At 74.2% G+C, this 21,593-nt stretch carries 21 protein-coding genes; 7 read left to right on the top strand and 14 right to left on the bottom strand.

The window, feature by feature from the left end; genetic code table 11:
- Positions 1 to 74 precede the first annotated feature (74 nt).
- Entirely contained in the window at positions 75 to 551 is a 477-nt protein-coding gene (locus K4G22_RS25640) for an Lrp/AsnC family transcriptional regulator (RefSeq protein ID WP_228082770.1), read from the top strand.
- Between the two features lie 43 nt (positions 552 to 594).
- On the opposite strand, the gene K4G22_RS25635 is transcribed toward K4G22_RS25640, so the two are convergent.
- From K4G22_RS25635 to K4G22_RS25605, 7 genes are all read right to left on the bottom strand, one after another.
- Positions 595 to 1,866 (bottom strand): sulfite oxidase, encoded by a 1,272-nt coding sequence (locus K4G22_RS25635; protein ID WP_228082768.1) that lies wholly within the window; start codon positions 1,864 to 1,866, stop codon positions 595 to 597.
- A gap of 144 nt (positions 1,867 to 2,010) precedes the next feature.
- Positions 2,011 to 3,390: an 8-oxoguanine deaminase gene (locus K4G22_RS25630; protein ID WP_228082766.1), complete on the bottom strand. Its 1,380-nt coding sequence runs from the start codon at positions 3,388 to 3,390 to the stop codon at positions 2,011 to 2,013.
- A 48-nt stretch (positions 3,391 to 3,438) separates the two neighbouring features.
- Positions 3,439 to 4,329, bottom strand: a complete 891-nt coding sequence (pucL, locus tag K4G22_RS25625; RefSeq protein WP_228082765.1) for a factor-independent urate hydroxylase — start codon at positions 4,327 to 4,329, stop codon at positions 3,439 to 3,441.
- 4 nt (positions 4,330 to 4,333) lie between these two features.
- Positions 4,334 to 5,185 (bottom strand): 2-oxo-4-hydroxy-4-carboxy-5-ureidoimidazoline decarboxylase, encoded by an 852-nt coding sequence (gene uraD / locus K4G22_RS25620; RefSeq protein ID WP_228082764.1) that lies wholly within the window; start codon positions 5,183 to 5,185, stop codon positions 4,334 to 4,336.
- Between the two features lie 93 nt (positions 5,186 to 5,278).
- A complete protein-coding gene (locus K4G22_RS25615) occupies positions 5,279 to 5,683 on the bottom strand; it encodes a helix-turn-helix domain-containing protein (RefSeq protein WP_228082762.1) in 405 nt (134 codons plus the stop codon).
- A complete protein-coding gene (locus tag K4G22_RS25610; RefSeq protein WP_228082760.1) occupies positions 5,680 to 5,982 on the bottom strand; it encodes a YkoF family thiamine-binding protein in 303 nt (100 codons plus the stop codon). Before K4G22_RS25610 ends, K4G22_RS25615 begins: the two co-directional genes overlap by 4 nt.
- 89 nt (positions 5,983 to 6,071) lie before the next feature.
- Complete coding sequence (locus K4G22_RS25605) at positions 6,072 to 6,470, bottom strand: DUF5955 family protein (RefSeq protein ID WP_322785135.1); 399 nt, start codon at positions 6,468 to 6,470, stop codon at positions 6,072 to 6,074.
- Between the two features lie 418 nt (positions 6,471 to 6,888).
- Between K4G22_RS25605 and K4G22_RS25600 the strand changes: the two genes are divergently transcribed.
- Positions 6,889 to 7,785 (top strand): hypothetical protein, encoded by an 897-nt coding sequence (locus K4G22_RS25600; RefSeq protein WP_228082759.1) that lies wholly within the window; start codon positions 6,889 to 6,891, stop codon positions 7,783 to 7,785.
- Positions 7,786 to 7,791: 6 nt separating this feature from the next.
- Here the strand turns inward: K4G22_RS25600 and K4G22_RS25595 are convergent, their stop codons facing one another.
- From K4G22_RS25595 to K4G22_RS25580, 4 genes are read right to left on the bottom strand one after another with little or no spacing between them, the layout of a single operon-like run.
- Positions 7,792 to 8,973 carry an XdhC family protein gene (locus K4G22_RS25595; RefSeq protein ID WP_228082758.1) on the bottom strand — a complete coding sequence of 394 codons (1,182 nt, stop codon included), beginning with the start codon at positions 8,971 to 8,973 and terminating at the stop codon, positions 7,792 to 7,794.
- A 16-nt stretch (positions 8,974 to 8,989) separates the two neighbouring features.
- On the bottom strand, positions 8,990 to 11,392 hold the full coding sequence (gene pucD, locus K4G22_RS25590) for a xanthine dehydrogenase subunit D (protein ID WP_228082754.1): 2,403 nt from the start codon (positions 11,390 to 11,392) through the stop codon (positions 8,990 to 8,992).
- A gap of 2 nt (positions 11,393 to 11,394) precedes the next feature.
- Positions 11,395 to 11,913: a (2Fe-2S)-binding protein gene (locus K4G22_RS25585; RefSeq protein ID WP_228082753.1), complete on the bottom strand. Its 519-nt coding sequence runs from the start codon at positions 11,911 to 11,913 to the stop codon at positions 11,395 to 11,397.
- The gene (locus K4G22_RS25580) at positions 11,892 to 12,791 is read right to left on the bottom strand and encodes an FAD binding domain-containing protein (RefSeq protein ID WP_228082752.1); all 900 of its coding nucleotides are present in this window, start codon (positions 12,789 to 12,791) and stop codon (positions 11,892 to 11,894) included. Before K4G22_RS25580 ends, K4G22_RS25585 begins: the two co-directional genes overlap by 22 nt.
- A gap of 294 nt (positions 12,792 to 13,085) precedes the next feature.
- Here K4G22_RS25580 and K4G22_RS25575 point away from each other — a divergent pair, with 294 nt between their 5' ends.
- On the top strand, positions 13,086 to 14,723 hold the full coding sequence (locus tag K4G22_RS25575; RefSeq protein ID WP_228082750.1) for a PucR family transcriptional regulator: 1,638 nt from the start codon (positions 13,086 to 13,088) through the stop codon (positions 14,721 to 14,723).
- A 236-nt stretch (positions 14,724 to 14,959) separates the two neighbouring features.
- Complete coding sequence (locus K4G22_RS25570) at positions 14,960 to 15,739, top strand: hypothetical protein (RefSeq protein ID WP_228082748.1); 780 nt, start codon at positions 14,960 to 14,962, stop codon at positions 15,737 to 15,739.
- Positions 15,740 to 16,064: 325 nt separating this feature from the next.
- Here the strand turns inward: K4G22_RS25570 and K4G22_RS25565 are convergent, their stop codons facing one another.
- The gene (locus K4G22_RS25565; RefSeq protein ID WP_228082746.1) at positions 16,065 to 16,766 is read right to left on the bottom strand and encodes a GntR family transcriptional regulator; all 702 of its coding nucleotides are present in this window, start codon (positions 16,764 to 16,766) and stop codon (positions 16,065 to 16,067) included.
- 149 nt (positions 16,767 to 16,915) lie between these two features.
- Here K4G22_RS25565 and K4G22_RS25560 point away from each other — a divergent pair, with 149 nt between their 5' ends.
- The 3 genes from K4G22_RS25560 to K4G22_RS25550 all read left to right on the top strand — a co-directional run bounded on the left by K4G22_RS25560 (position 16,916) and on the right by K4G22_RS25550 (position 19,457).
- Positions 16,916 to 17,740: a (2Fe-2S)-binding protein gene (locus K4G22_RS25560; protein ID WP_228082744.1), complete on the top strand. Its 825-nt coding sequence runs from the start codon at positions 16,916 to 16,918 to the stop codon at positions 17,738 to 17,740.
- 180 nt (positions 17,741 to 17,920) lie between these two features.
- Entirely contained in the window at positions 17,921 to 18,913 is a 993-nt protein-coding gene (locus K4G22_RS25555; RefSeq protein ID WP_228082742.1) for a DUF2637 domain-containing protein, read from the top strand.
- Between the two features lie 61 nt (positions 18,914 to 18,974).
- Positions 18,975 to 19,457 carry a DUF456 domain-containing protein gene (locus tag K4G22_RS25550; RefSeq protein WP_228082741.1) on the top strand — a complete coding sequence of 161 codons (483 nt, stop codon included), beginning with the start codon at positions 18,975 to 18,977 and terminating at the stop codon, positions 19,455 to 19,457.
- Positions 19,458 to 19,479: 22 nt separating this feature from the next.
- Here K4G22_RS25550 and K4G22_RS25545 read toward each other — a convergent pair whose 3' ends face one another.
- Together K4G22_RS25545 and K4G22_RS25540 are read right to left on the bottom strand one after the other, a co-directional pair.
- The gene (locus K4G22_RS25545; protein WP_228082739.1) at positions 19,480 to 20,004 is read right to left on the bottom strand and encodes a methylated-DNA--[protein]-cysteine S-methyltransferase; all 525 of its coding nucleotides are present in this window, start codon (positions 20,002 to 20,004) and stop codon (positions 19,480 to 19,482) included.
- Positions 20,005 to 20,104: 100 nt separating this feature from the next.
- Entirely contained in the window at positions 20,105 to 21,559 is a 1,455-nt protein-coding gene (locus tag K4G22_RS25540) for an AlkA N-terminal domain-containing protein (protein WP_228082738.1), read from the bottom strand.
- Positions 21,560 to 21,593 lie beyond the last annotated feature (34 nt).

Raw genomic sequence — 21,593 nt, 5'->3', positions numbered from 1 at the left:
GGAACCTAGCCCGCGCGACGGGTCTCCGGTGACCGCACCGAACGCTGTTCGGAGTTGACCGGAGAATGGCCCCCATGGACGACATTGATTCGGCGATACTCGGTCATCTCCAGCGGGACGCACGGCTGACCAATCGGGAGCTGGCGCGCCTGGTCGGAATCGCGCCCTCCACTTGTCTGGAGCGCGTCCGTGGTCTGCGCGCCCGCGAGGTGATCACCGGCTACCACGCGGCCGTCAACCCCAGGGCGCTCGGGCGCTCCGTGCAGGCGCTGATCTTCGCCCGGCTGCGCCCGCTGACCAGGGAGGTGATCGACAGCTTCGAGAGCTATCTCGCCAAGCTGCCCGAGGTGCGCTCCGTGATGGTCGTCTCGGGGGACGAGGACTTCGTGGTCCATGTGTCCGTCACCGATATCGAGCATCTGCACGGCTTTCTGATGGACCGCCTCAGCGCCCGCCGCGAGGTGGTCAGCTTCCGCAGCTCGATGATCTACCGGGAGACCAGCACCCGGGTGCTGACCGCCTTCGGCGACGCCGACGGGGACCGCGCCTGACGCGGTCCCCGTCGCCCGGCCGGCGGCCGGCACTCCCCGGTGCTCAGCCGGTGACCAGCACCGGGTGACGCACCACCGCGTCGAAGAGGTAGCCCTGGGCGTTGAAGACGGAGCGCTCGGGCTGTCGCCGCCCGGCCGAGTCGGTGGCGCGCGCCAACAGGGTCGCCGCCCCAGGACGGCGCGGCGTCCACGGCAGGGACCAGCGCACCCAGCCGTCGCGGCGCGGCACATCCGTCAGCCGCGCCGGCTGCCACCGCCCGCCGCCGTCCGTGCTGACCTCGACCGAGCGGATCACCCCGGCGCCCGACCAGGACCGGCCGGTCAGCCGGTGGGTGCGGCCGGCCGCGAGCGGCGCGTCGAAGGGCAGCTCGAAGGCGCTCTTGACCGTCTGCCGGGTCAGCGGCGCGCTGCCCTCCTCCGGGTGGTCGGGCCCGAAGAGGCGGTAGAGATCGGTGTTCCACGGGGAGTAGAGCGGCTCGGCCGACACCTCGATGTCCCCCACCCACTTGATGGAGGCGATGCCTACCCAGGACGGCACCAGCACCCGCACCGGATGGCCGTGGTCGGGCGGCAGCGGCTCACCGTTCATCTCATAGGCCAACAGCACGTCGTCCAGTGCCTTGGCCAGCGGCAACGGGCGGCGCACCCGGCCCAGTTCGGCGCCGGACGAGTCCACGAACGGGTCGTCGAGACCGCGCGGCTGGACGTCCACGGCGTCCCGTCGCAGCCCCGCGCGGCGCAGCACCTCGCCCAGCCGCACGCCGCGCCAGCGGGCGACGCCGATGGCGCCCAGCTGCCAGGCGGTGCCGGAGACGGCCTCACCCTGCTGGGAGGTATAGAAACTACGCCCGTTGCCGGCGCACTCCACGGCGGCGGTGTGCACGGTCACTGGCAGCGCGCGCAGCGCGTCCAGATCGAGTTCCACCTCGCCGCCGCTGAGCCCGCTCCCCCACACCCGCAGCCGCCAGTCCGCCGCCGCGATCGTCGGGGTGCCGGTGTGGTTACGGACGAAGAACAGCTCGTTGGGCGTGTGGTAGCCGGTGCCACGCAGCGCCGACCAGCGGGTCTCCGCGTTGGTGCCGTGCACCACGAACCGGTCCTCGGGCAGCGGCTTGACGATGCCGGGCGCGGGATCCGCCGCCGGCCCGGCCGCCGAGGCCGGCGGCGCCAGGGCCAGCGACGAGGTGGCGGCGACGGCGCCGCCGGCGGCGAGCAGCCGGAGCAGATCCCTGCGCTCGATCCCGTCGGCACGCGCGGTGCCGGCGAGGAACTGGCGCAGCCGACGGCGGTCGTAGCGTCTCTCGTTGATCGTCATGGCCAAGCATCCTGGGCCCGGCGCCGGGCCCGGCGCCATTGCGCCACATTGCGATGCCGTGAACAAATGCCGTGCACCGTATCGATGCACGGTATCCATGCACGAGCTCCGTGCACGAGTCCAGGCGCGGCGAACGTCGAACGATCAGCCGTGCGCCGCGAGTTGGGCCAGCCGCAGGGACTGGGCCCTGGCCTCGGCCGCGACGGCGGCCTCGTCGGCCGTGCGCAGCTCGCCGTTCTCCACCACGGGGACGCCGTTCACCAGGGAGAGCGTGATCGGCGCCGGCGGGCCGAGCACCAGCGCGGCCACCGGGTCCTCGATGGTGGAGTGGCCGAGACCGTCCAGCCGCCACAGCACCAGATCGGCCAGCTTGCCCGGCTCAAGCGAGCCGATCTCGCCCTGCCGGCCCAGCACCTCGGCGCCGCCCATGGTGGCCAGGCGCAGTGCCTGGCGGACCGTCAGCGCCTTCTCCCGGCCGGGGCCGAGGCGGTTGATCAGCAGGGCGTTGCGCAGCTCGGTGTGCAGCTCGCCGGACTCGTTGGACGCGGTGCCGTCCACGCCCAGGCCCACCGGCACGCCGGCGGCCAGCATCTCGGGCACCCGGGCGATGCCGGCGGCCAACCGCGCGTTGGACGAGGGGCAGTGCGCGACGCCGGTCCCGGTGCGGGCGAAGGCGGCGATGTCCGCGTCCGTCATATGCACGCAGTGCGCCATCCACACGTCGTCGCCGAGCCAGCCGGTGCTCTCGAAGTAGGCGGTCGGCCCCATCCCGAACCGCTGCTCGCAGAACGCCGCCTCCTCCACCGTCTCCGAGCCGTGGGTGTGCAGCCGCACCCCGAGACGGCGGGCCAACCGGGCGGACTCCCGCATGAGTTCCGTTGTCACGGAGAACGGCGAACAGGGCGCCACGGCGATCCGCAGCATCGCTTCGGGGGCCGGGTCGTGGTGGGTGGCGACGGCCAGCTCGGTGGCGGCCAGCGCCTCCTCGGTGGTCTCCACGGCGAAGTCCGGCGGCAACCCGCCCTGGGACTGCCCCAGGTCCATCGAGCCACGGGCCGCGGTGAACCGCACGCCCAGCTCGCTGGCCGCGCGGATCTCGGCGCCCAGCAGGTCGCCGGCCCCGCGCGGGAAGACATAGTGGTGGTCCATGGCGGTGGTGACGCCGCCCCGCGCCATCATGGCCAGCGAGGCGCGGGCCGCCGCGTGGACCATGGGCTCGTCGATCCTGGCCCAGGTGGGGTAGAGGGCGACCAGCCAGTCGAAGAGATGGGCGTCCTGGGCCAGCCCCCTGGTGAGCCACTGGTAGAAGTGGTGGTGGGTGTTGACAAGGCCCGGCGTGGCGAGATGGCCGGCCGCGTCGATCCTGCGCTGGAACGGGCCGAGTTCGGCGGGCGCGGAGCCCGGACCGACGGCGACGATCCGGCGGCCCGCGAGCACCAGATACCCGGGCGCGTGCTCGGTCTCGGCGCCGTCCATGGTCGCGATGGCGCAGTTCTCGATCAGAATGCGTGGCTCGTCGGTCACACGGTCACCTTCTTGGGCGGGAACGGGTCGGAGTGGGGTTGGGAGCGGTCAGGGGCGGGTGAGCTCGACGGGAATGCGCTCCTGCGCGCCGTCCCGCAGCACCGTGGCCTCGATCAGGCCGAAGGGCCGATCGGTCGCCACATAGACCGCACCGTCCCCTGTTCCGTTCTCGATTCCGAAAGGACTCAAATCAACCAGGAAATGGTGCTTGTTGGGCAGAGAGAGACGTATTTCCTGCACCCCCGCAATACGTTCGATCACTGCCGAACCCATCTCGAAGAGTGTCTGCTGGAGCGAGAGGGAGTAGGTGCCGGTGAACGCCGCCAACAGCTGTTCCCTGGCGGCGGCGTAGGCCGCGTTCCAGTCGGTGGCCCCGACCGTCTCGGCGTCCTCGGCGGCATGCCGCCAGCACGCGGTGACCTCCGTGGCCAGCACCCGGTCCGTGGTCTCCGCCAGCGTGGTGTAGCGGTCCCTGACGAAGCCGTGGAACTCGGAGTCCGTGGTGTTGAGCACGGTCAGCCCGGTCAACCCCGAGAGCACCTCGACGCGTTCGCCGTCGTAGGAGACCCGGACCGTCCTGGTCTCCTGACCGCTCCGGACGAAGGAGTGCCCGCCCAACCGCTCCCAGCGGTGCTCCTCGATATCCGCCACCACGCGGTGGATGGTGGGCTGGGAGTCCACGAAGTGGCACGCGAGCCGGGCCCCGAAGTCCTCCGGCGAGGCGATGCCGTGCTCCCTGGCGAAGGCGTAGACGGTGTTCTTGGCCGTGTCCGTCGGCAGCACCGCCTCGTTGGAGCCCTCCCGATGCACCCGCTCCATCGCCCCGGAGAACGCCAACGAAACGGTGAGATCGGTGAGTTGGTGGGTGTCACCAGCCCTGCCCACCCGGACCACCCGGGTCTGCGCCTTGCCGTACTGGTTCTGGCCGAGCACCGGCATGGAATCAGCTCCCTCGATAGACGGAATAGCCGAACGGGTTCAACAGCAGCGGGATGTGGTAGCGCTCGCCCGCGGTGACGGCGAAGGCGACCGTGGCCTCGGGGAAGAACGCCGTGCCGGTGCCGCCCCCGGTGAGGTAGGGCTCGACGGCGAAGGTCAGCCGGGCCGCCAGGGCGCCGCCCGGCAGCGGCGGCAGCGTGGCACAGCGCCCGTCCGCGTCCGTGCGCCCCTCGGCGTGCGGGCGCCAGTCCGCGCCCTCCCCCCGGCCGGCCTCGCGCACCGCGAGGCGCACCACGATCCCGGCGGCCGGCCGGCCCGCGCTGGTGTCCAGCACATGGGTGGAGACGGCGACCGGCGTCTGGACCAGCCGGGTCAGCCGCAGCCGGTTGATCTTGCCCAACTCGGCGCGCGCCACGGCCGCCTCACGCACCGGATCGTGGTCGAGGCGGGCGAGCAGCGCCTCCCGCATCGCCTCCCCCGTCAGCCCGCTGGCGCAGATCAGGAAGACCCGGCCGAAGCGCTCCTGATAGCTGATGTTGAGGTCGAGCAGGGCCTCCCGCACCGCGCTGTCCGACTCCGCGAGACCGCTCTGCTCACGCGCCGACGTGGGGTCCCCCGGCTTGGGTCGGCCGATCGGCGGATGGCCGGCCACCGCCTCGTCGAAGCCCTCGGCCGACAGCCCGGCCAACGCGGCGTCCTGGGTGGCCAGCAGCGCCGCCAGATCGGCGAACGGGCGTGCGGCCAGCAGCTGTTCACCCCAGGCGGACGCGGCACAGACATGCCGCAGCGTCTCCCTGACGGCGTTCTCCGGGGCGTGGTTGAGCCAGGTCAGCCCGGGTTGCGGAGGCGAGGTCATGGGGCCAGCTAAGCCGCAGGACCGACGGGCGTCAACAGTTTGTTGAAGTGCGCGGCGACGCGGCGCCCTCGGTGGCCCGCCCGCCCCGGCCCGTCAGCCGCCGCTCGCGCGGTTGAGGTAGTTGTAGACGGTGAACCGGCTCACCCCGAGGGCGCCGGCCACGGTCTCCACACCGTGGCGCATCGCGAACGCGCCCCGGTGTTCCAGGCCGCGGACGATCCGCTGCTTGGTCCGCCGGTCGAGATCGGCCAGCGGCCGGCCGTGCCGCCTCCTGAGATCGTCCAGGAGGTGCTCAAGGGAGTCGGAGAGCAACGGCAGCCGCACCGCGGCCACGGTGGCGCCCTCCCAGCGGAGGGGGACATCGTCCTCGCCCGCCTCCGTCGGGCCGACCAGCTCGCCGCCGATGGCGTCCAGCAGCGGGGCCACGGCCGCGAGGAAGCGCGCCTCCTCCGACTCGTCCGCTTCGTGCGCCCCTTCGGGCACGACGGGTCCGCTCATGCGGGGAGCCCTCCGTCCACCGCCGGCGCCGAGCCCTGCTGCCCGTCCTGCTCGCCGCTCGCGCCAAGGGCGTTGACCTGGAGGGATATTCGGGTGGCGCCGGCGGCGATGGCCTGGCGCAACAGGGCGTCCACACAGGAGAACACCGCCTCGGGCGTGCCCTCGGCGGTGTTCCCGAACGGGCCCACCTCCACCGCCTCCAACTCGGCGGCTCCCACCACCTCGCGCGCCACCACGGCGTGCGGTGGGGATTCGTCCAGGTCGAAGGGTTCGGTGGTGAACTCGAGTCTCAGTCGCACACGGCCAACCTAACCCGGTGCCGGACGCCCGCCACGCCGGCGCCCGCACCCGTCGTCACGCCGTCCGCGCACCGATCAGGGGCACCGGGTCAGAACCCGGCGCCCGCTCCCTGCCCCCGCCCGACGCCCGGACGGGGAACGGACATCCAGGAACCGCCCTGGATGCGATAGTGCGGGACGCCGAACAGCTCGACGGCCCTACGAAACTCCGCGACGGCCGGCGCCAGCGCGCTGACCGAGCCGAGCGCCGCCGCGATCACCAACAGCGCCTGCCCCAGCGCCACCTCGTCGGGAACCCCGGAGATCGACAGCTCGTCGAGCCGCGCCAACTGGCCTTCGGCGACCTCGCGGTCGGCGAGCGCCGCGCGATAGCCGCCCAGCTCGCGGCGCAGCCGGTGCACGGCCGCGCGCAGTGTCGTCACCCGGGGGTCGAGCCCGGCCACCGGTACGCCGCGCACCGTGTGGGCCGTCTCAGCTTCTCCTGCCACTCAGCCCTCCCCTGCCCGTCTCTCGTCGCCGCCGCCCGAACCCGTCGCCTCGGCCACAGACGACGAACTCAAAGCGACAAGACCCAGCAGGGAAAGTAAATATCACTGTCCGCGCATCACGCCATACGGAGGGCTAGATTGCGTGTCACATTCCGATGAACAATGTTCTCCGGTCGTTCCCCGGTCTCCTCCGGGTGGGGTTCGGAGTTGTTCGGGGGGCGCTCGGGCAGAAGAGCGAGGGGAGTTCCAGCATAGGACCGTATGGTCATAAGAAGTGCGACGGGCCCTGTGAGAATCCCGTCAAGAAGTTCCGTCCGGGGAGCGAGAGATGGCGAAAAGCGTGGTGACACGGTGCCCCGTGTGCCGACGTGAGCACCGTTACATCCCGCCGGAGTACCCATGTGCCTGCGGCGCCCCCGTGACGCTCCCGGTGGCGGTCGACAGCCGGCCGGAGCGGGTGGCCTTCCGCTCCTGGGCCGACGCCTGGACCGAGGTGGAGTGCCCGGCGTGCGGGGAGCCGGGGCAGTGGCCCCAGCCGGGCTTCGACTGCCCCTGCGGGGCCGCCGTGCGGCTCACGCCGCTGGCTCCCCTGATAGCCGGCGGAGTTGAGGGCACCGCGCCGGACGAGAAGGAGGCGCTGGGCGAGTTGGACGCGGTGGACGGGCCCGTCGTGCCCTCGCAGCGCAGGCGCGCGGCGGTGGACGAGCCGCCGGTGGCGAAGGGTTCAGGACCGGCGGGCCCGCTGCCCCGGCGGCGCCGTGGCCCGGCCAGGGCCCGGCGCCCGGCCGCCGAGGGCGGCGGGGGGCCGGCCGCCAACTCCGGCTCCGGGGGCCGGATCGCCAGGGACTTCGCGGTGGGCCGGCGCGCCGCGCGCGGCTCGGCCGAGGAGGAGACGGACCCGACGGCCGCCGTCGCGGCGCGCGGCGTGTTCCGCCCGTTGACCATCAGGACCCGGTACGACGCGGTGGCCTGCGCCGCGCACTTCCTGCGCTGGCTGGGCTTCGCCGGCGTGCGCACCACCGTCCCCAGGACGGCGTCCGGGCTCGACCTGCGCGGCCCCTCCGTCGTGGGCCTGGTGGACACCAGCACCCAGCCGACGGGGGACGAGGAGCTGGAAGTGCTGTGGCTGCACGGCCTGTTGAGCTCCTCGCAGCCGGTGGCGTTCTCGCTCGCCGGCTACCGCAGGAACGCCAGGGACAAGGCGGAGGGGCTGGGGCTGCCCCTGCTGGTGCTGGACCTCAGCGGCACCCCGCAGCCCGTCAACGAGTCGGCCGAACTGCTGCTCCACCTCGGCCCGGACGCCAACCTGGACTGACCGGGATCAGCACCACGCGGACCGAACGGGCTCCGTGCGCGTCCGGACCGAGCGCTCAGGGCGGGGGGAGGGGCCCTGGTCCGGCCGCCGGCGGTCGGCGAAGGCGTCGCCCGCCGGGTCACGGTGGATGGGCATCCGGCCGCCGGTGAGCGGCGCGCCGCTGCCGCCCCCGCGCAGCGCGACGATCTCGGCCGCGATGGAGAGCGCGGTCTCGGCGGGGGTGCGGGCGCCGAGGTCGAGCCCGATCGGCGAGCGCAGCGTGGCGAGTTCGGCCTCGGTGACCCCGGCCGCCCGCAGCCGGCGCAGCCGGTCCTCGTGGGTGCGGCGGGAGCCCATGGCGCCGACATAGCCGAGCGGCAGCCGCAACGCGCGCACCAGCAGCGGCACATCGACCTCGGGATCGTGGGTGAGCACACAGACGGCATCGCGGTCGCTCAGTCGCTGGGCATCGAGGTAGCGGTGCGGCCGGTCGACGATCACCTCGTCCGCCTCGGGGAAACGCTCCGGGGTGGTGAACACCGGACGGGGGTCGCAGACGGTGACCCGGTGGCCGAGCAGGGCGCCGACCCGGCTGAGCGCGACGGCGAAGTCGACCGCGCCGAAGACCAGCAGCCGGGGCGGCGGTTGGCGGGTCTCCACCAGCAGCGTCTCGGGGCCGAGCCGCACCGTGCCGGTGCGCCCCTCGGCGCGCATCGCCCGCGCCCGCGCCAGCGCGGCGAGGTCGTACTCCCGGCCCCGCCCCAGGGTGCCGCGCACGGTGTCGTCCCACCCGCACAGCAGCAGCGTGCCAGGGCCCCGGAGCGAGCGGACCAGAGCGACCGGCTCGCCGTCGGTGACGGCCGCCAACGCCCTGGCCAGCAGCGCCCGTTGGGGCGCGGTGACGACCGGGGTGACCAGCAGCTCGACGGCGCCTCCGCAGGTGAGCGCGGGGGCGAACGGATCGGCCGGGTCGGCCGCGTAGTCGACCAGACGCGGAACGCCCTCGTCGAGCGCCTGGCGGCACTCCTCGAAGAGGGCGCCCTCCACACAGCCGCCCGAGACGCTGCCCAGCGCCCGTCCCGTCGCGTCCACGGCCAGCGCCGCGCCCGGACGGCGCGGCGCGCTGCCGCTGACGCCGACCACCGTCGCGACCGCGAACACCCGGCCGCCGCGGCACCAGTCGGCCAGCTCCGTGGCGATGTCCAGCATGACCGGCCTCCTTCGCTCAGCCCCTGGCCAGGTGCTCCGGCCGCACCGGCACCCGGGTCAGGTCCAGTCCCGTGGCCTGCCGGATGGCGGCGACGATCGCCGGGGTGGCCGACAGGGTGGGCGCCTCGCCCACGCCGCGCAGCCCGTACGGCGCGTGCGGGTCGGCCAGTTCCAGCACGTCGACGGGCATCGGCGGGGTGTCCAGGATGGTGGGGATCAGATAGTCGGTGAAGGACGGGTTGCGGATGGTGCCGTCCGGGCCGACGAGGATCTCCTCCAGCACCGCGAGGCCGAGCCCCTGGGTGCTGCCGCCGTGGATCTGGCCGCGCACCGCCTGCGGGTTGATGGCCCGGCCCACGTCCTGGGCGGCGGCCAGCTCCACCACCTTGACCAGGCCGAGCTCCACGTCCACGTCGACCACCGCGCGGTGCGCGCAGAACGAGTACTGGACATGCCCGAAGCCCTGCCCGGTCACCCGGTCGAACGGTTCGGTCGGCCGGTGTCGGAACTCCAGCTCCAGATCGATCGCGGTGTCGCCCAGCACCTCGGCCAGCCCGGCCAGCACCGTGCCGTCCTCGGCCAGCACCGCGCCGTCGGACAACCGCAACTCCGCGTCCGACCAACCCGGATGCTGATCGGCGAACCGCTCCCTGCCCAGTCTCAGCACCTCGGCGCGCACCGCGACACAGGTGTTCCGCACCGCGCCGCCGGTCATATAGGTCTGCCGGGAGGCGGAGGTGGATCCGGCCGAGCCGACCCTGGTGTCGGCCGGCAGGATGCTCACCTGGCCCACGCCCAGCTCGGTGCGGGCGATCTGGGCGTGCACGGTGACGCCGCCCTGCCCCACCTCGGCCATCGCGGTGTGCACGGTGACCTGCGGCTCACCGGCCGTGACGGCCAGCCGCACCCGGGCCGTCGAGTAGTCGTCGAAGCCCTCGGAGAAGCCGACGTTCTTGATGCCGACGGCATAGCCGACGCCGCGCACCACGCCCTCGCCGTGGGTGGTGTTGGCCAGCCCGCCGGGCAGCGCGCGCAGGTCGACGGTCGGCAGTCCCCCGCCGTCAAGCGCCTCCCAGGGGCGCTCGGGCGGCAGCGGCCTGGCCTTGACCAGGCGGAGCAGCTCGGCGACCGGGGCCGGCGCGTCGACCCGTTGCCCGGTGGGCAGCGCGGTGCCCTGGCTCAGCGCGTTGCGCTGCCGCAGCTCCACCGGGTCCAGCCCCAGGGCGGCGGCCAGCTTGTCCATCTGCGCCTCGTAGGCGAAGCACGCCTGTACCGCGCCGAAGCCGCGCATCGCGCCGCAGGGCGGGTTGTTGGTGTAGAGCCCGACCGCCTCCATCGCCACATGCGGCACCCGGTAGGGCCCGACGCCCAGCGAGGCGGCGTTGCCGACCACGGCGGGCGAGGACGAGGCGTAGGCGCCGCCGTCGAGCACGATCCGGCCCGTCACATAGACCAGCCGGCCGTCCCTGGTGGCGCCGTGTTCGTAGGTCAACCGGGCCGGGTGGCGGTGCACATGGCCGAAGAAGGACTCGTACCGGTTGTAGACCATCTTCACCGGGCGGTCGGCGCGGAGCGCCAACAGGCAGGCGTGGGCCTGCATCGAGAGGTCCTCGCGGGCCCCGAAGGCGCCGCCGACGCCGGCCAGGGTGAGCCGCACCCGCTCGGGCGGCAGGCCCAGCACCGGGGCGAGCTGCCGCTGGTCCACGTGGAGCCACTGGGTGGCGACATAGAGGTCGACGCCGCCGTCCTCGGCGGGCACCGCGAGGCCGGACTCGGGCCCGAGGAACGCCTGGTCCTGCATGCCGACGGTGTAGCTGCCGCGCACCACCACCTCGGCCTCGGCGCGGGCCGCCTCGACATCGCCGCTCACCACGGGCTGGACATGCACCACATTGGGGTGCGGCACATGCTCGGCGTGGTGATCGTCGCGGTCCGGGTGGAGCACGGGCGCTTCGGGCGCGGTGGCACTGGCCTCGTCGTGCACCACGGGCAGCGGGACGTAGTCGACCCGGATCCGCTCGGCGGCGCGGCGGGCGGTCTCCGGGTGGTCGGCGGCCACCAGCGCGACGGGCTCGCCCTGGTAGCGGACCCGGTCGACGGCGAGCACCGGCTGGTCCTGGAACTCCAGGCCGTAGTGGGTGGCCGCCGGCAGATCGGCGTGGGTGAGCACGCAGTGCACACCGGGCACGGTCAGTGCCTCGCTGATGTCGATCGCGCGGATCTCGGCGTGCGCGTGCGGGCTGCGGAGGGTGTGGCCCCAGAGCATGTCCTGGTGCCACAGATCGGAGGAGTAGGCGAACTCGCCGGTCACCTTGAGCACCCCGTCCGGGCGCTGCGGGGAGGTGCCGACGCCGCCCTCGGTCCCCTGGCCGGCGCCGGCGCGCTGGGTCAACCCGGCGGGGGGTGGCACCACGCCCATGGTCAGGGCCTCCGTTCGGGGGTCAGGCCGGACGTCCGCGTGGGTGCCGGCGCGTCCGGCGTCCTGGTGGCGGCCAGCCGGACGGCGTCCAGGATGTTCTCGTAGCCGGTGCAGCGGCAGAGGTTGCCGGAGAGCGCCTCCCTGATGTCCGCGTCGGCGGGACGGGGCACCCGCTCCAGCAGCTCCTCGGCGGCCAGCAGCAGCCCCGGGGTGCAGAAACCGCACTGCACCGCGCCCGCCTCCACGAATGCCGCCTGGAGCGGGGCGAGTTGTCCATCGGGATCGGCCATGCCCTCGACGGTGCGGATCTCGGCGCCCTCGGCCTGGCCGGCCGCGACCAGGCAGGCACAGACGAGGTCGCCGTCCATCCGGACCGTGCAGGAGCCGCACTCGCCCTGTTCGCAGGCGTTCTTGGATCCCGGCAGCCCGAGCCGTTCGCGCAGGACATAGAGGAGGCTCTCGCCCTCCCACACGTCATCCGCGCTGTGCGGGCGCCCGTTCACCGTGAGTTCGAGCCGCATGGCGTGCCTCCTTCAGGCATCGTCCGGGCGCGCCAGGCCCAGTCCAGGGTGCGGCGGGCCAGCACCCGTACCGCGGTGCGGCGGTAGTCGGCGCTGCCCCGCACATCGTCGATGGGGGAGCAGGCTTCGGCGGCCAGCTCGGCGAACCGCCTGGCGGCGGCCGGCGGCGGTGGCCGCCCGTTCGTCCAGTGGTCGCCCTCGGCCAGCACCCCGGCCAGGAACTCCTCGGCGGCCGTGGCCCTGATCGGCGTGGGCGCCGCCGAGCCGACGCCGGTGCGCACGGTGCGGGTGTGCGGGTGCAGGGCCACGGCGAACGCGCAGACGGCGATCACCATGGCGTTGCGGGTGCCGGCCTTGGCGAACTCCTGGGGCCCGCGCGCCCGGTCGACCGACACCCCGCTGATCAACTCGTCGGGGGCGAGCACCGTGCGTTTGGGTCCGGTGAAGAAGCCCTCGACGGGCACGGTGCGCTCACCGCGCACGCTGGCCAGCTCCACCCGCGCGCCGGCGGCCAGCAGCGCCGGATGGGCGTCCCCCGCCGGCGAGCCGGTGGCGAGGTTGCCGGCGACGGTCGCCCGGTTGCGGATCTGCGGCGAGCCGACCGTGCGGGCGGCGAGGGCCAGCCCCGGCAGCTCGACGGCCAGCCGGTCGATCACCGTGCGGTAGGGGACGAGGGCGCCGAGTCGGACGGTGTCGTCCGTGGCGCGCCACTCGCGCAGCTCGGCGATCCGGGTCAGGTCGAGCAGCCGCTCCGGCCGCCGTCGGCCGAAGTTGATCTCCACCATCACATCGGTGCCGCCGGCCAGCGGGACCGCGTCGGGGTACGCCGCCCGGAGGGCCAGCGCCTCCTGCCAGGTGGCCGGACGAAAGAACTCCATCGGTCGCTCTTTCCGCGTCGGTACGGGCGGGGAGTCGGTACGGGCGGCAACGGGATCGACTGGGGGCGGGCGCCGGGCACAGCGCCTCGCCGGCCCTCCGCCCGAGGCGGGCGCCGTCGTTCGCCGTCGCGCGCTCCAGTACACCGCGGCCGGGACCGGGAGGGCAGTCACCGAAGGGCCGAAGCACACGACGGGAGGAGTTACCGTTCTTGTAGGTTCATACGAACACACGGGCTCGGCGTCTCCGTGGAGGCGGGCCCGCCAGGCCGACACGCGTCCCCGAGGAGCGGCCACGTGCGACTGCGCGCCCTGCTGGAGTCCGACCGCCTCGGACTGCGCCTGCTGAGCGGCGAGGCCGAACTCGACCGGCCCGTGCGCGGGGTGATGACCACCGATCTGCGGGACCCCAGCCGCTATCTGCGGGGCGGCGAGCTGGTGCTCACGGGCCTGGCCTGGTGGCGCGGCCCCGCGGACGCGGACCCCTTCGTGCGGACGCTGGTCGACGCCGGGGTGGCCGGACTGGCCGCCGGCGAGGTGGAGTTCGGCGCGGTGCCCGACGAGCTGGCCGTGACCTGCGCACAGCACGGGCTGCCGCTCTTCGCGGTCGCCGAGGAGGTGGGCTTCGCCGAACTCACCGAACATGTGGTCCGCCAGGTGTCGGGCGAGCGCGCCGGCGATCTGGCCGCCGTGGTGGACCGGCACCGGCGGCTGATGTCCGCCGGCCCGGCCGGCGAGGGACCGCGCGCGGTGCTGGCCCTGCTGGCCTCCGACCTCGACCTGTCCGCCTGGCTGTTGACCGCCACCGGGCGGGAGATCGCCGGCGCGACCGACGATCCGCTGCCGCCCGGCGTCGGCCCGGCGCTGGCGGCCGGGCAGCTCGCCGCCCTGCGCGCCGGCCGGCCCGGCCCACACCGGGTCGAGCCGCCGGCGGGGCAGGGGGTGTACTCCGTCTTCGCGGTCCGGGGCGACGAAGCGGCGCCTGGCGCCACGCCGCTCGCCGACTGGCTGCTCGCCGTCCACGCCGACGCCGCCGACTGGCCGTCCGAGCGGCTCGACCTGCTCGCCGGGGTCGCCGATCTGGTGGCCGCCGAACGGGACCGGCGGGAGGCCGCGCGCGGAGTGCGCCGCCGACTGGCCGGACAGATCCTCGACCTGGTGACGGCCGGCGCCGCGCCCGCCGAGATGGCGGCCCGTCTCCGGGTCGCCGCCTCGGTGCCGCTGCCCGGCGGGGGCGACCCGGACTGGCAGGTGGTGGTGGCCGAACTCCGCGACCCGGGCGGCGAGTCGGCGTCAGGCCCTGCGGCCCGCGCGGTCCTGGAGGAGCTGCTCTGGGACCCCACCTCCCCCGAGACCGGCTGCGCCGTCGCCCACACCGAGGCGGAGGCGGTGGCGCTGGTCCCGGTCTGCCGTCTGGCCGAGGCGGGCACCGCGGGCGCGCCGCTGCGGGCCGAGGCGATCGCCGGCGCGATCAGCCGTCCGCTGGCCGCTGGGCTCGGCGACGGCGCCCGGCTGACGTTGGGCGTCAGCGCCGCCGTCTCGTCGGCCGGCGGGCTGCGCGGGGCGCTGGAGGAGGCCAGGCACGCCCGCCGGGTGGCCGCCGCCAGGGGCGGCGCGGTGTCCGTCGCCGGGCACGAGGAGCTGGCCTCCCATGTGCTGCTGCTCCCCTTTGTCCCCGACGACGTGCGCCGCGCGTTCACCGAACGGCTGCTGGCGCCGCTGCGCGCCTACGACGAGCGGAACAACGCGGCGCTGCTGCCCACCCTGAAGGTCTTCCTTGAGGAGGACGGCTCCTGGACCCGCTGCGCCGCCCGGCTCCACCTCCATGTGAACACGTTGCGCTACCGCATCGGCCGCGTCGAGCAGTTGACCGGACGCGATCTGCGCCGCCTTGAGGACGCGGTGGACTTCCTGTTGGCGCTCCGGCTGGAGTGACCCACCACGAATGGCCGATTCACGACCCAACCGCAGCGCATAACGCCCTGACCGGGGAAGGTACTTGTGAACTGGTTCACGCTCCCCTCTTGGCCGGGCGCCGTCTCTCATGCTGAGATGCACTCACATCACGAGGGGCTAGGGTGCGTCGTTTGCGTCGCGAGCCCGCGAAGATCCAAACGACGTGCCCTGACAGCACAACGACGCGCTGAGAGGGCAATGTGACGGATACCGCCGTGCCACATCCGGTTCTGGAGACGGCGAGCGGAACCGCGCTCGAAAGTGCGGTATGGCGGCTGCGGTCACGAGGCTGTTGGGAGGACGCGGCGGCGCTCCTCGATCCCACCGCGAAGGACCAGCCGAGGTCGGCGCTGCTCCGCGCCCGACTGCTGGTGGAACGCTGCATGTTCACCAGCCAGGGCTGGGACCGCGCCGAAGAGGCGCTGCGGGCCGCCGAGTCGATGGCGCTCACCGACGAGGAACGCGGCACCGCCGCCTGCGAGCGCGGCTATCTCGCCTACACGGCAACGCTGTTGCGCGTGCGCGACCGCGCCGACGAGGCGCGCGCCGCGCTGGGCCGCGCGGCGGCGCTGCTGGCGCCCGGCTCCCCGGGACGACCACTGCTGGACTTCCGGCGCGGGCTGATGGCCGAGCATGTGAGCGGCAATCCGCAGGCGGCGGAGACGGGCTACCGCCGCGCCCACAACGAGGCGCTCAGCAGGGGGGACGCGCTGCTCAGCTCCTACACCTGGCGCCATCTGGCGGCGCTGGCGCTGGAGAACGGCGAGGTGGCGGAGGCGCGGCACGGCTTCGCCGAATCGCTGCGGCTGCGCGAGGAGTTGGGCTTCCTGGTCGGCATCGCGCCGGCCCTGGTCGCGCTCGCCGGCGTGCAGCCACCGCAGGAGGCCGACCGGCTGCGCGCCGAGGCGACCCGCCTCTTCCGCCTGCTCGGCGAGGTGCCCCACTGGCTGGCCCCCCAACTGGCCCCCGCCCCCACCGGCGACCGGACCGACTGACACCGCCCCGGCACGGGGGCGGATCGCCCGCCTGGCGACGGTGCCAGGGCCGGGCAGCGGCCGGAACGGCCGCCCGGCCACGGCAGGCCCGACCGTCGCACCGGACACCAGGACAACCCGCCGCCTGGCGACGGCGGGCGAGCTGGGCCCCGGACGGGATGCCACGGCACCAGCCCACCCGCCGACGGCAAGCCCCGCCGTCGGGCCAGGGCGGCCCGGCCGGCTGATGGCCGTCGCAGCGGACGTACCGGCCAGCGCGGGGGAAAGGGGGGCAAGGGGGTCGGCCCGCCATCCGACGGCGTCGGACGACAGCCGACGCGTCCCGCTACGCCGCCAGGTGGGCGCGGGCCAGGCGTTCGACCGTGACGAGGTCGCCGCAGGCCAACGCGTCGAGCAGGAAGCCGTGTTGGCGGGCGTTGGTGACGAGCTCGACGCAGCCGGCAGGGCGTCCGCCGACGCGCGGGCTCTGGGCCTTGCGGTGCATCTCCTGGGCGACGGCGACCAGATGACGGTTGCCCGTCAGGCCGAGCAGCTCGCGGTGGAACGCGCGGTCCGCGTCCGCGTAGCCCGCGCGGTCGCCGAGCAGCGCGACGCGGACCGTCGCGTCGGCCAGCGGGCGCAGTTCCTCCCAGCGTTCCCGGGGCAGCGTGCGCCCGAGCGCGAGCAGGGCGGGGATCTCCAGGGCGGCGCGCACCTCGGCCACCTCGGCCAGATCGCGCTGGCTGCGCCCGGTGACCCGGAAACCCCGGTTGGGCACCGTCTCCACCACGCCCTCGCTGGCCAGCCGCTGCATCGCCTCCCGCACGGGGGTGGCGGAGACGCCGTACCGCTCGGCCAGCAGCGGCGCCGAGTAGGTCTCGCCCGCGGCCAGCTCGCCGCTGGCCAGGGCGTCCCGCAGGGCGGCCAGCACCTGGGCCCTGACCGAGTAGCGCTTCGGCAGGGACCGGGGGCGCACCGGCAGCGGTGAACGGCGCCTGGGCGGGACACGGCCAGCCACGGGCCCGGCCACCGAAATGGCCGATTCCATTCGGGTGGGTTCCATCTGTCCGCTCCATCCCTCCTGCCCCCGAATCAAGTGGGTTCCAGCACCCTAGGCGGAGTTTCCGCACCGGCAAACCCCAGACCTCGGTCAGGTAAGGTAAGGCTTACCTGTACCAGTAACGGATCGGTGGCCAGATGACCGTGCCCGCGTTGACCACCACAACGCCGCTGACCCCCGCTTTCGCCCGGGTGACCGAGGCGATGCCCACGTTGCGCGTCGTCGAGGGCGAGCCGCGTTCGGGTGCGGGCTGGACACGGGCCGACGACCTGGCCGCAGGGGGCGCGGCGCTGGACGCGTTCCTCGTCGAGGAGGCCGAGCAGGCGCGCGCCGCCTACGGCCGGGATGCCAGGCCCGACGTGGTCGCCAGTTTCGCGCTGCACCGGTACGCCTGGCCGGCGGCCGTGCTCTTCACGCTGCCCTACTTCCTGCTGCGCCGGGTGCCTCGGCTGGCGCCCGAGGATGTCGCGATCCGGCGCGCTCCGACCGGGCTCACCGTCCGCGTCACCGCGTTCGCCTGCCTGCCCGACGACCCGTCAGCCGGTCACCCCGGGGCGCTGGTCGTCCCCGACGAGGAGGCGCTGCGCACCGAGGTACGACGGGCCGCGGCCGAGCATCTCGGCCCGCTGCTGGACGCCTTCGGCCCGAGGATGCGCCGCAGGGCCCGCGCCCTGTGGGGGGTGGCCACGGACGAACTCGCCGAGTCCCTCTGGTACTTCGGCCATCTGCTGAACGACGAGGCGCGCGCCGTGCGGGAGTTGGAGCTGCTCCTCCCCGGGAACACCGCGCCGTTCCGCGCCGACGCCGGCTTCCGCGAGTTGGCCGGGCCCGCCGACGAGCCGCTGCGCACCCGGGACCGGGCGAGCTGCTGCATGTACTACACGCTGCGCCCGGAGAACACCTGTGTGACCTGTCCGCGGATGTGCGACAGCGACCGGGTGGAGCGCCTGACCGCCGGTTGATAACAGATCATCCGGCGCCTGGCGGCAAGTTCCCCCAAATTACCACTCGTTGGTGGCATTACGCCCGAATTGGAACTGACGGGGCCTCAGGTAGCATCACGCTTTCTCGAAACAGCTGGAATCCGAGAGCGCCCGGCCTCGCCGGGCGCACGGCACACCCGGGCGAGGGGCAACATCGCGGTGAAGGTGACGGACATGCAGTTCAGTTGGGTGTTGGCGGCGGGCATCCTGCTGGTGGGTTTCCTGGCCGCCACGGCCCTGCTCACCCGGGGCCGCAAGCCGGCGGGGGAGGCTCAGGAGACGGACTCCTGGGAACGCCTTGAGGCCCAACGGCGCCGGCGTGAGCGGGTGTACGCCTCGGCCTCCTACACGCTGCTGTTCTGCTGCGCCGGGGTCGCGGCGGCGCTGTCCTTCCAGGGCCTGGTCGGCTTCGGCCGCGAGAACCTCGCGCTCTCCGGCGGCTGGGAGTACCTGGTGCCGTTCGGCCTCGACGGCGCGGCGATGTTCTGCGCGGTGATCGCGGTGCGCGAGGCCAGCCACGGCGACTCGTCGATGGGCTCCCGGATGCTGGTGTGGCTCTTCGCCGGGGCCGCCGCCTGGTTCAACTGGGTGCACGCGCCCAGGGGTACGGGCCACGCGGGCGCGCCGCACTTCTTCGCCGGCATGTCGCTCTCCGCGGCGGTGCTCTTCGACCGGGCGCTGAAGCAGACCAGGCGGGCCGCGCTGCGCGAGCAGGGCCTGGTGCCCAGGCCGATGCCGCAGATCCGGTTCGTCCGCTGGCTGCGGGCCCCGCGTGAGACCTTCGGCGCCTGGTCGCTGATGCTGCTTGAGGGGGTGCGCACCCTGGACGAGGCGGTCGAGGAGGTGCGCGAGGAACGCCGCAAGAAGGAGGAGGCCAAGCTGCGCCGGCGGGAGCAACGCCAGCTGGAGCGGGCCAGGTTGCGCGCGATCGGCGGCGGCCAGCAGCGGCTCTTCGGGCGTGGCAGGCGACAGTTGGGGGTCGGCATGCCGCCGGCGTCCGCGTCCGAGCCGGCCGCCCTTGAGGCCGCCGCGGCGCCCAGAGCGCTCCAGGGCCCGGCGGCGGACGGCGACGCCGGCTCGATGTCGACCGCCGCGCCCCGCCTCGACTCGCTTGAGGAGAAATTGGCCAGAATCGAGCGCCAGTTCGGCTAGTCGAGAGCGCTCTCCCGCCCCCGGGGTGACGCGCCCCGGGGGCTTGGGGCAGCCTTGGCCCATGGGGACCTGGCAGACGGCGCTGGTGGGCGCGGTGATGCTCTGCGGCCTGCTGGCCACCGCGCTCCCCCATGTCCCGAGCACCCTGGCCGTCTGGGCCGGGGTGTTCTGGTGGTCGTCCGCGGACGGCACCACCCGCGCCTGGTGGGTGCTGGTCGGCGCGACCGCGTTGCTGCTGATCAGCCAGGTCGTCCGCTGGCTGCTGCCGTCCGGCGCCAGTCAGGTCGCCGAAGTCCGCACCAGGCAGCTGCTGTTCGCCTCGGGCACCGGGACGGCCGGCTTCTTCCTGCTCCCGGTGGTCGGCGCGGTGCCGGGCTTTGTCGCCGGCCTCTACGGTTGGGAGCGGGTGCGGCTGGGCGGGCACGGCTCCGCCTGGGCCTCCACCCGGGACATCCTGCGCACCACGGGCCGCTACACCCTGGTGGAGCTGTGCGCCTGCCTGTTGGTGGTGGGTCTGTGGCTCGCGGTGCTGCTGCTCAGCTGACGGCGAGGCCACGGGCCACGCCTCAGCCCAACGCCACGCCCTCGTGCACCAGCAGCTGCCGCTTGCGGTCCAGGCCGCCCGCGTAGCCGGTCAGCGAGCCGTTGGCGCCCAGCACCCGGTGGCAGGGCCGGATCAGGAGCAGCGGGTTGGCGCCCACCGCGCCGCCGACCGCGCGCACCGAGCGGGGCGGAACCCCGATCCGGGCGGCCAGCGCGCCATAGGTGGTGGTCGTGCCGAGCGGGATCTTGTCCAGCGCGGCCCAGACCTGTTGCCGGAACGGGGTGCCGGCCGCCTCCAGCGTGAGGGTGAACTCCGTCAGCTCGCCGGCGAAGTACGCGTCGAACTGCTCGGTCGCGCCACGGAAGTCCGGGTCGGCCCGCACCCAGTCCGGCTGGACACTCGCGCCGCGCCGCTGGTCCGGCACGGTGACCGACGCCAGCACGCCGGGGCGGGGGCCGGCGATCAGCAGATCGCCGAGCGGGCTGGGGTGGATGGTGTAACGCACGGTTCTCTCCGTTGTTCTGCGGGTGCGGTGGGTCCGGGTCATGGGGTGGTTGTTGGTCCGGTGTTCATCGACCAGCCATCGACCGGCCATCCGGCGGTCATCGGGCGGCGTCAACTCGTCACCGGGGGGAGTCGATTTTCGGTCAGGCGATGGCCCACCACAGATGGTGCAGGGCGTAGGAGCGCCAGGGGCGCCACTCCTCCGACTCGTCGACCGTCGCGCCGATCGCGGCCAGCCCGTGGCGGACGGCGGCGTCCCCCGGCAGGAAGACATCCGGGTCGCCCAGGGCCCGCATCCGCACATAGCCGGCCGTCCAGGGGCCGATACCGCGCAGCGCGCGCAGCCGCCGCTCGGCCTCGTCCCGGTCGGCCCCCGGGCTGAGCTGGACGCGGCCGTCGGCGAGCGCGGCGCCCAGGGTGCGCAGGGTGGCGCGGCGCGCGGCCGGCATGCCGAGTTCGGCGAGTTCGGCCTCGGCCAGCGCCGCCGGCTCCGGGAAGAGATGGGTGAGGCCGCCGTCGGGCCGCCCCAGCGGCTTGCCCAGCGCGGCGACCAGCCGGCCGCCCAGGGTGCGGGCCGCGCCCACCGTGACCTGTTGGCCGAGCACCGCCCGGATCGCCAGTTCGTCGGAGCTGACGGCGCCGGGCGAACGCAGCCCCGGCGCCTTCGCGACCAGCGGCCCGAGCCGTGGATGGCCGCCGAGCCGCTCGGCCACCGCGTAGGGGTCGGCGTCCAGGTCGAAGAGGCGACGCAGGCGCTGGACGGCGCAGGTCAGATCGCGCAGATCGCTGAGGTACAGCCGGCAGGGCAGCCAGCGGCGGCCCGGGGCGCCGGCGCTCTCGGCCACCTCGGCGATGCCGCCGCCGTGCGGCAGCGCCAACGTGCGCCGGTAGACGCGGGCGCCTGGCGCGCCGAGCGTCTCCTCCACGCCTGGCAGCGCCCGGCGGGCGAGGAAGTCGAAGACCTGCCGCGCGGCGTAGGCCCCCCGGTAGGCGAGCCGCAGCGGAACGCCGGCGCCCTCGACGGGCTCGGCGCGGCCGGCCGCGGGGGCGGCGGCGCGCAGCGCGCTGGGGGTGCGGTCATAGGCGTCGCGCAGGGTGTCGTTGAACTGGCGGACGCTGGTGAAGCCGGCGGCGAAGGCGATCTCGGTGATCGGCAGTTCGGTCGTCTGGAGCAGGACCCGCGCGGTGTGGGCCCGCCCGGCCCTGGCCAGCGCGATGGGCCCGGCCCCCAGCTCGGCGACCAGCTGCCGCTGGACCTGCCGGGTGCTGTAGCCGAGCCGGCCGGCCAGGCCCGCGACGCCCTCCCGGTCGACCACGCCGTCCCCGATCAGCCGCATCGCCCGGCCGACCAGGTCGGCCCTGACGTTCCACTCGGCCGATCCCGGCACGGCGTCGGGGCGGCAACGACGGCAGGCCCGGAAGCCCGCGCCCTGCGCCGCCGCGGCCGAGGCGAGGAAGCGGACGTTGGCCCGCTTGGGCGTGGTCGCCGGGCAGCTGGGACGGCAGAAGATCCCGGTGGTCAGGACGGCGGTGAAGAACACCCCGTCGAATCGCTCGTCGCGGCTGCGCACCGCCTCGTACCTGCTGTCGTCGTCCATCACCCGTCCAGTGTGCGACGCCTCCGGACGTCGG

The sequence above is a fragment of the Streptomyces profundus genome (assembly GCF_020740535.1).
Taxonomy (GTDB): domain Bacteria; phylum Actinomycetota; class Actinomycetes; order Streptomycetales; family Streptomycetaceae; genus Streptomyces; species Streptomyces profundus.
The sequence above is the reverse complement of the archived record's forward strand: the minus strand, read 5'-3'. Positions and strand labels throughout refer to the sequence as shown.

What these genes read in the sequence shown, in the direction of transcription:
- K4G22_RS25640 (WP_228082770.1), top strand. Translation starts at nt 75, where the DNA reads ATGGACGACATTGATTCGGCGATACTCGGTCATCTCCAGCGGGACGCA.
- K4G22_RS25635 (WP_228082768.1), bottom strand. Translation starts at nt 1,866, where the DNA reads ATGACGATCAACGAGAGACGCTACGACCGCCGTCGGCTGCGCCAGTTC.
- pucL (WP_228082765.1), bottom strand. Translation starts at nt 4,329, where the DNA reads ATGCCGGTGCTCGGCCAGAACCAGTACGGCAAGGCGCAGACCCGGGTG.
- uraD (WP_228082764.1), bottom strand. Translation starts at nt 5,185, where the DNA reads ATGACCTCGCCTCCGCAACCCGGGCTGACCTGGCTCAACCACGCCCCG.
- K4G22_RS25615 (WP_228082762.1), bottom strand. Translation starts at nt 5,683, where the DNA reads ATGAGCGGACCCGTCGTGCCCGAAGGGGCGCACGAAGCGGACGAGTCG.
- K4G22_RS25595 (WP_228082758.1), bottom strand. Translation starts at nt 8,973, where the DNA reads ATGCTGGACATCGCCACGGAGCTGGCCGACTGGTGCCGCGGCGGCCGG.
- pucD (WP_228082754.1), bottom strand. Translation starts at nt 11,392, where the DNA reads ATGGGCGTGGTGCCACCCCCCGCCGGGTTGACCCAGCGCGCCGGCGCC.
- K4G22_RS25585 (WP_228082753.1), bottom strand. Translation starts at nt 11,913, where the DNA reads ATGCGGCTCGAACTCACGGTGAACGGGCGCCCGCACAGCGCGGATGAC.
- K4G22_RS25580 (WP_228082752.1), bottom strand. Translation starts at nt 12,791, where the DNA reads ATGGAGTTCTTTCGTCCGGCCACCTGGCAGGAGGCGCTGGCCCTCCGG.
- K4G22_RS25565 (WP_228082746.1), bottom strand. Translation starts at nt 16,766, where the DNA reads ATGGAATCGGCCATTTCGGTGGCCGGGCCCGTGGCTGGCCGTGTCCCG.
- K4G22_RS25560 (WP_228082744.1), top strand. Translation starts at nt 16,916, where the DNA reads ATGACCGTGCCCGCGTTGACCACCACAACGCCGCTGACCCCCGCTTTC.
- K4G22_RS25550 (WP_228082741.1), top strand. Translation starts at nt 18,975, where the DNA reads ATGGGGACCTGGCAGACGGCGCTGGTGGGCGCGGTGATGCTCTGCGGC.
- K4G22_RS25545 (WP_228082739.1), bottom strand. Translation starts at nt 20,004, where the DNA reads ATGACCCGGACCCACCGCACCCGCAGAACAACGGAGAGAACCGTGCGT.
- K4G22_RS25540 (WP_228082738.1), bottom strand. Translation starts at nt 21,559, where the DNA reads ATGGACGACGACAGCAGGTACGAGGCGGTGCGCAGCCGCGACGAGCGA.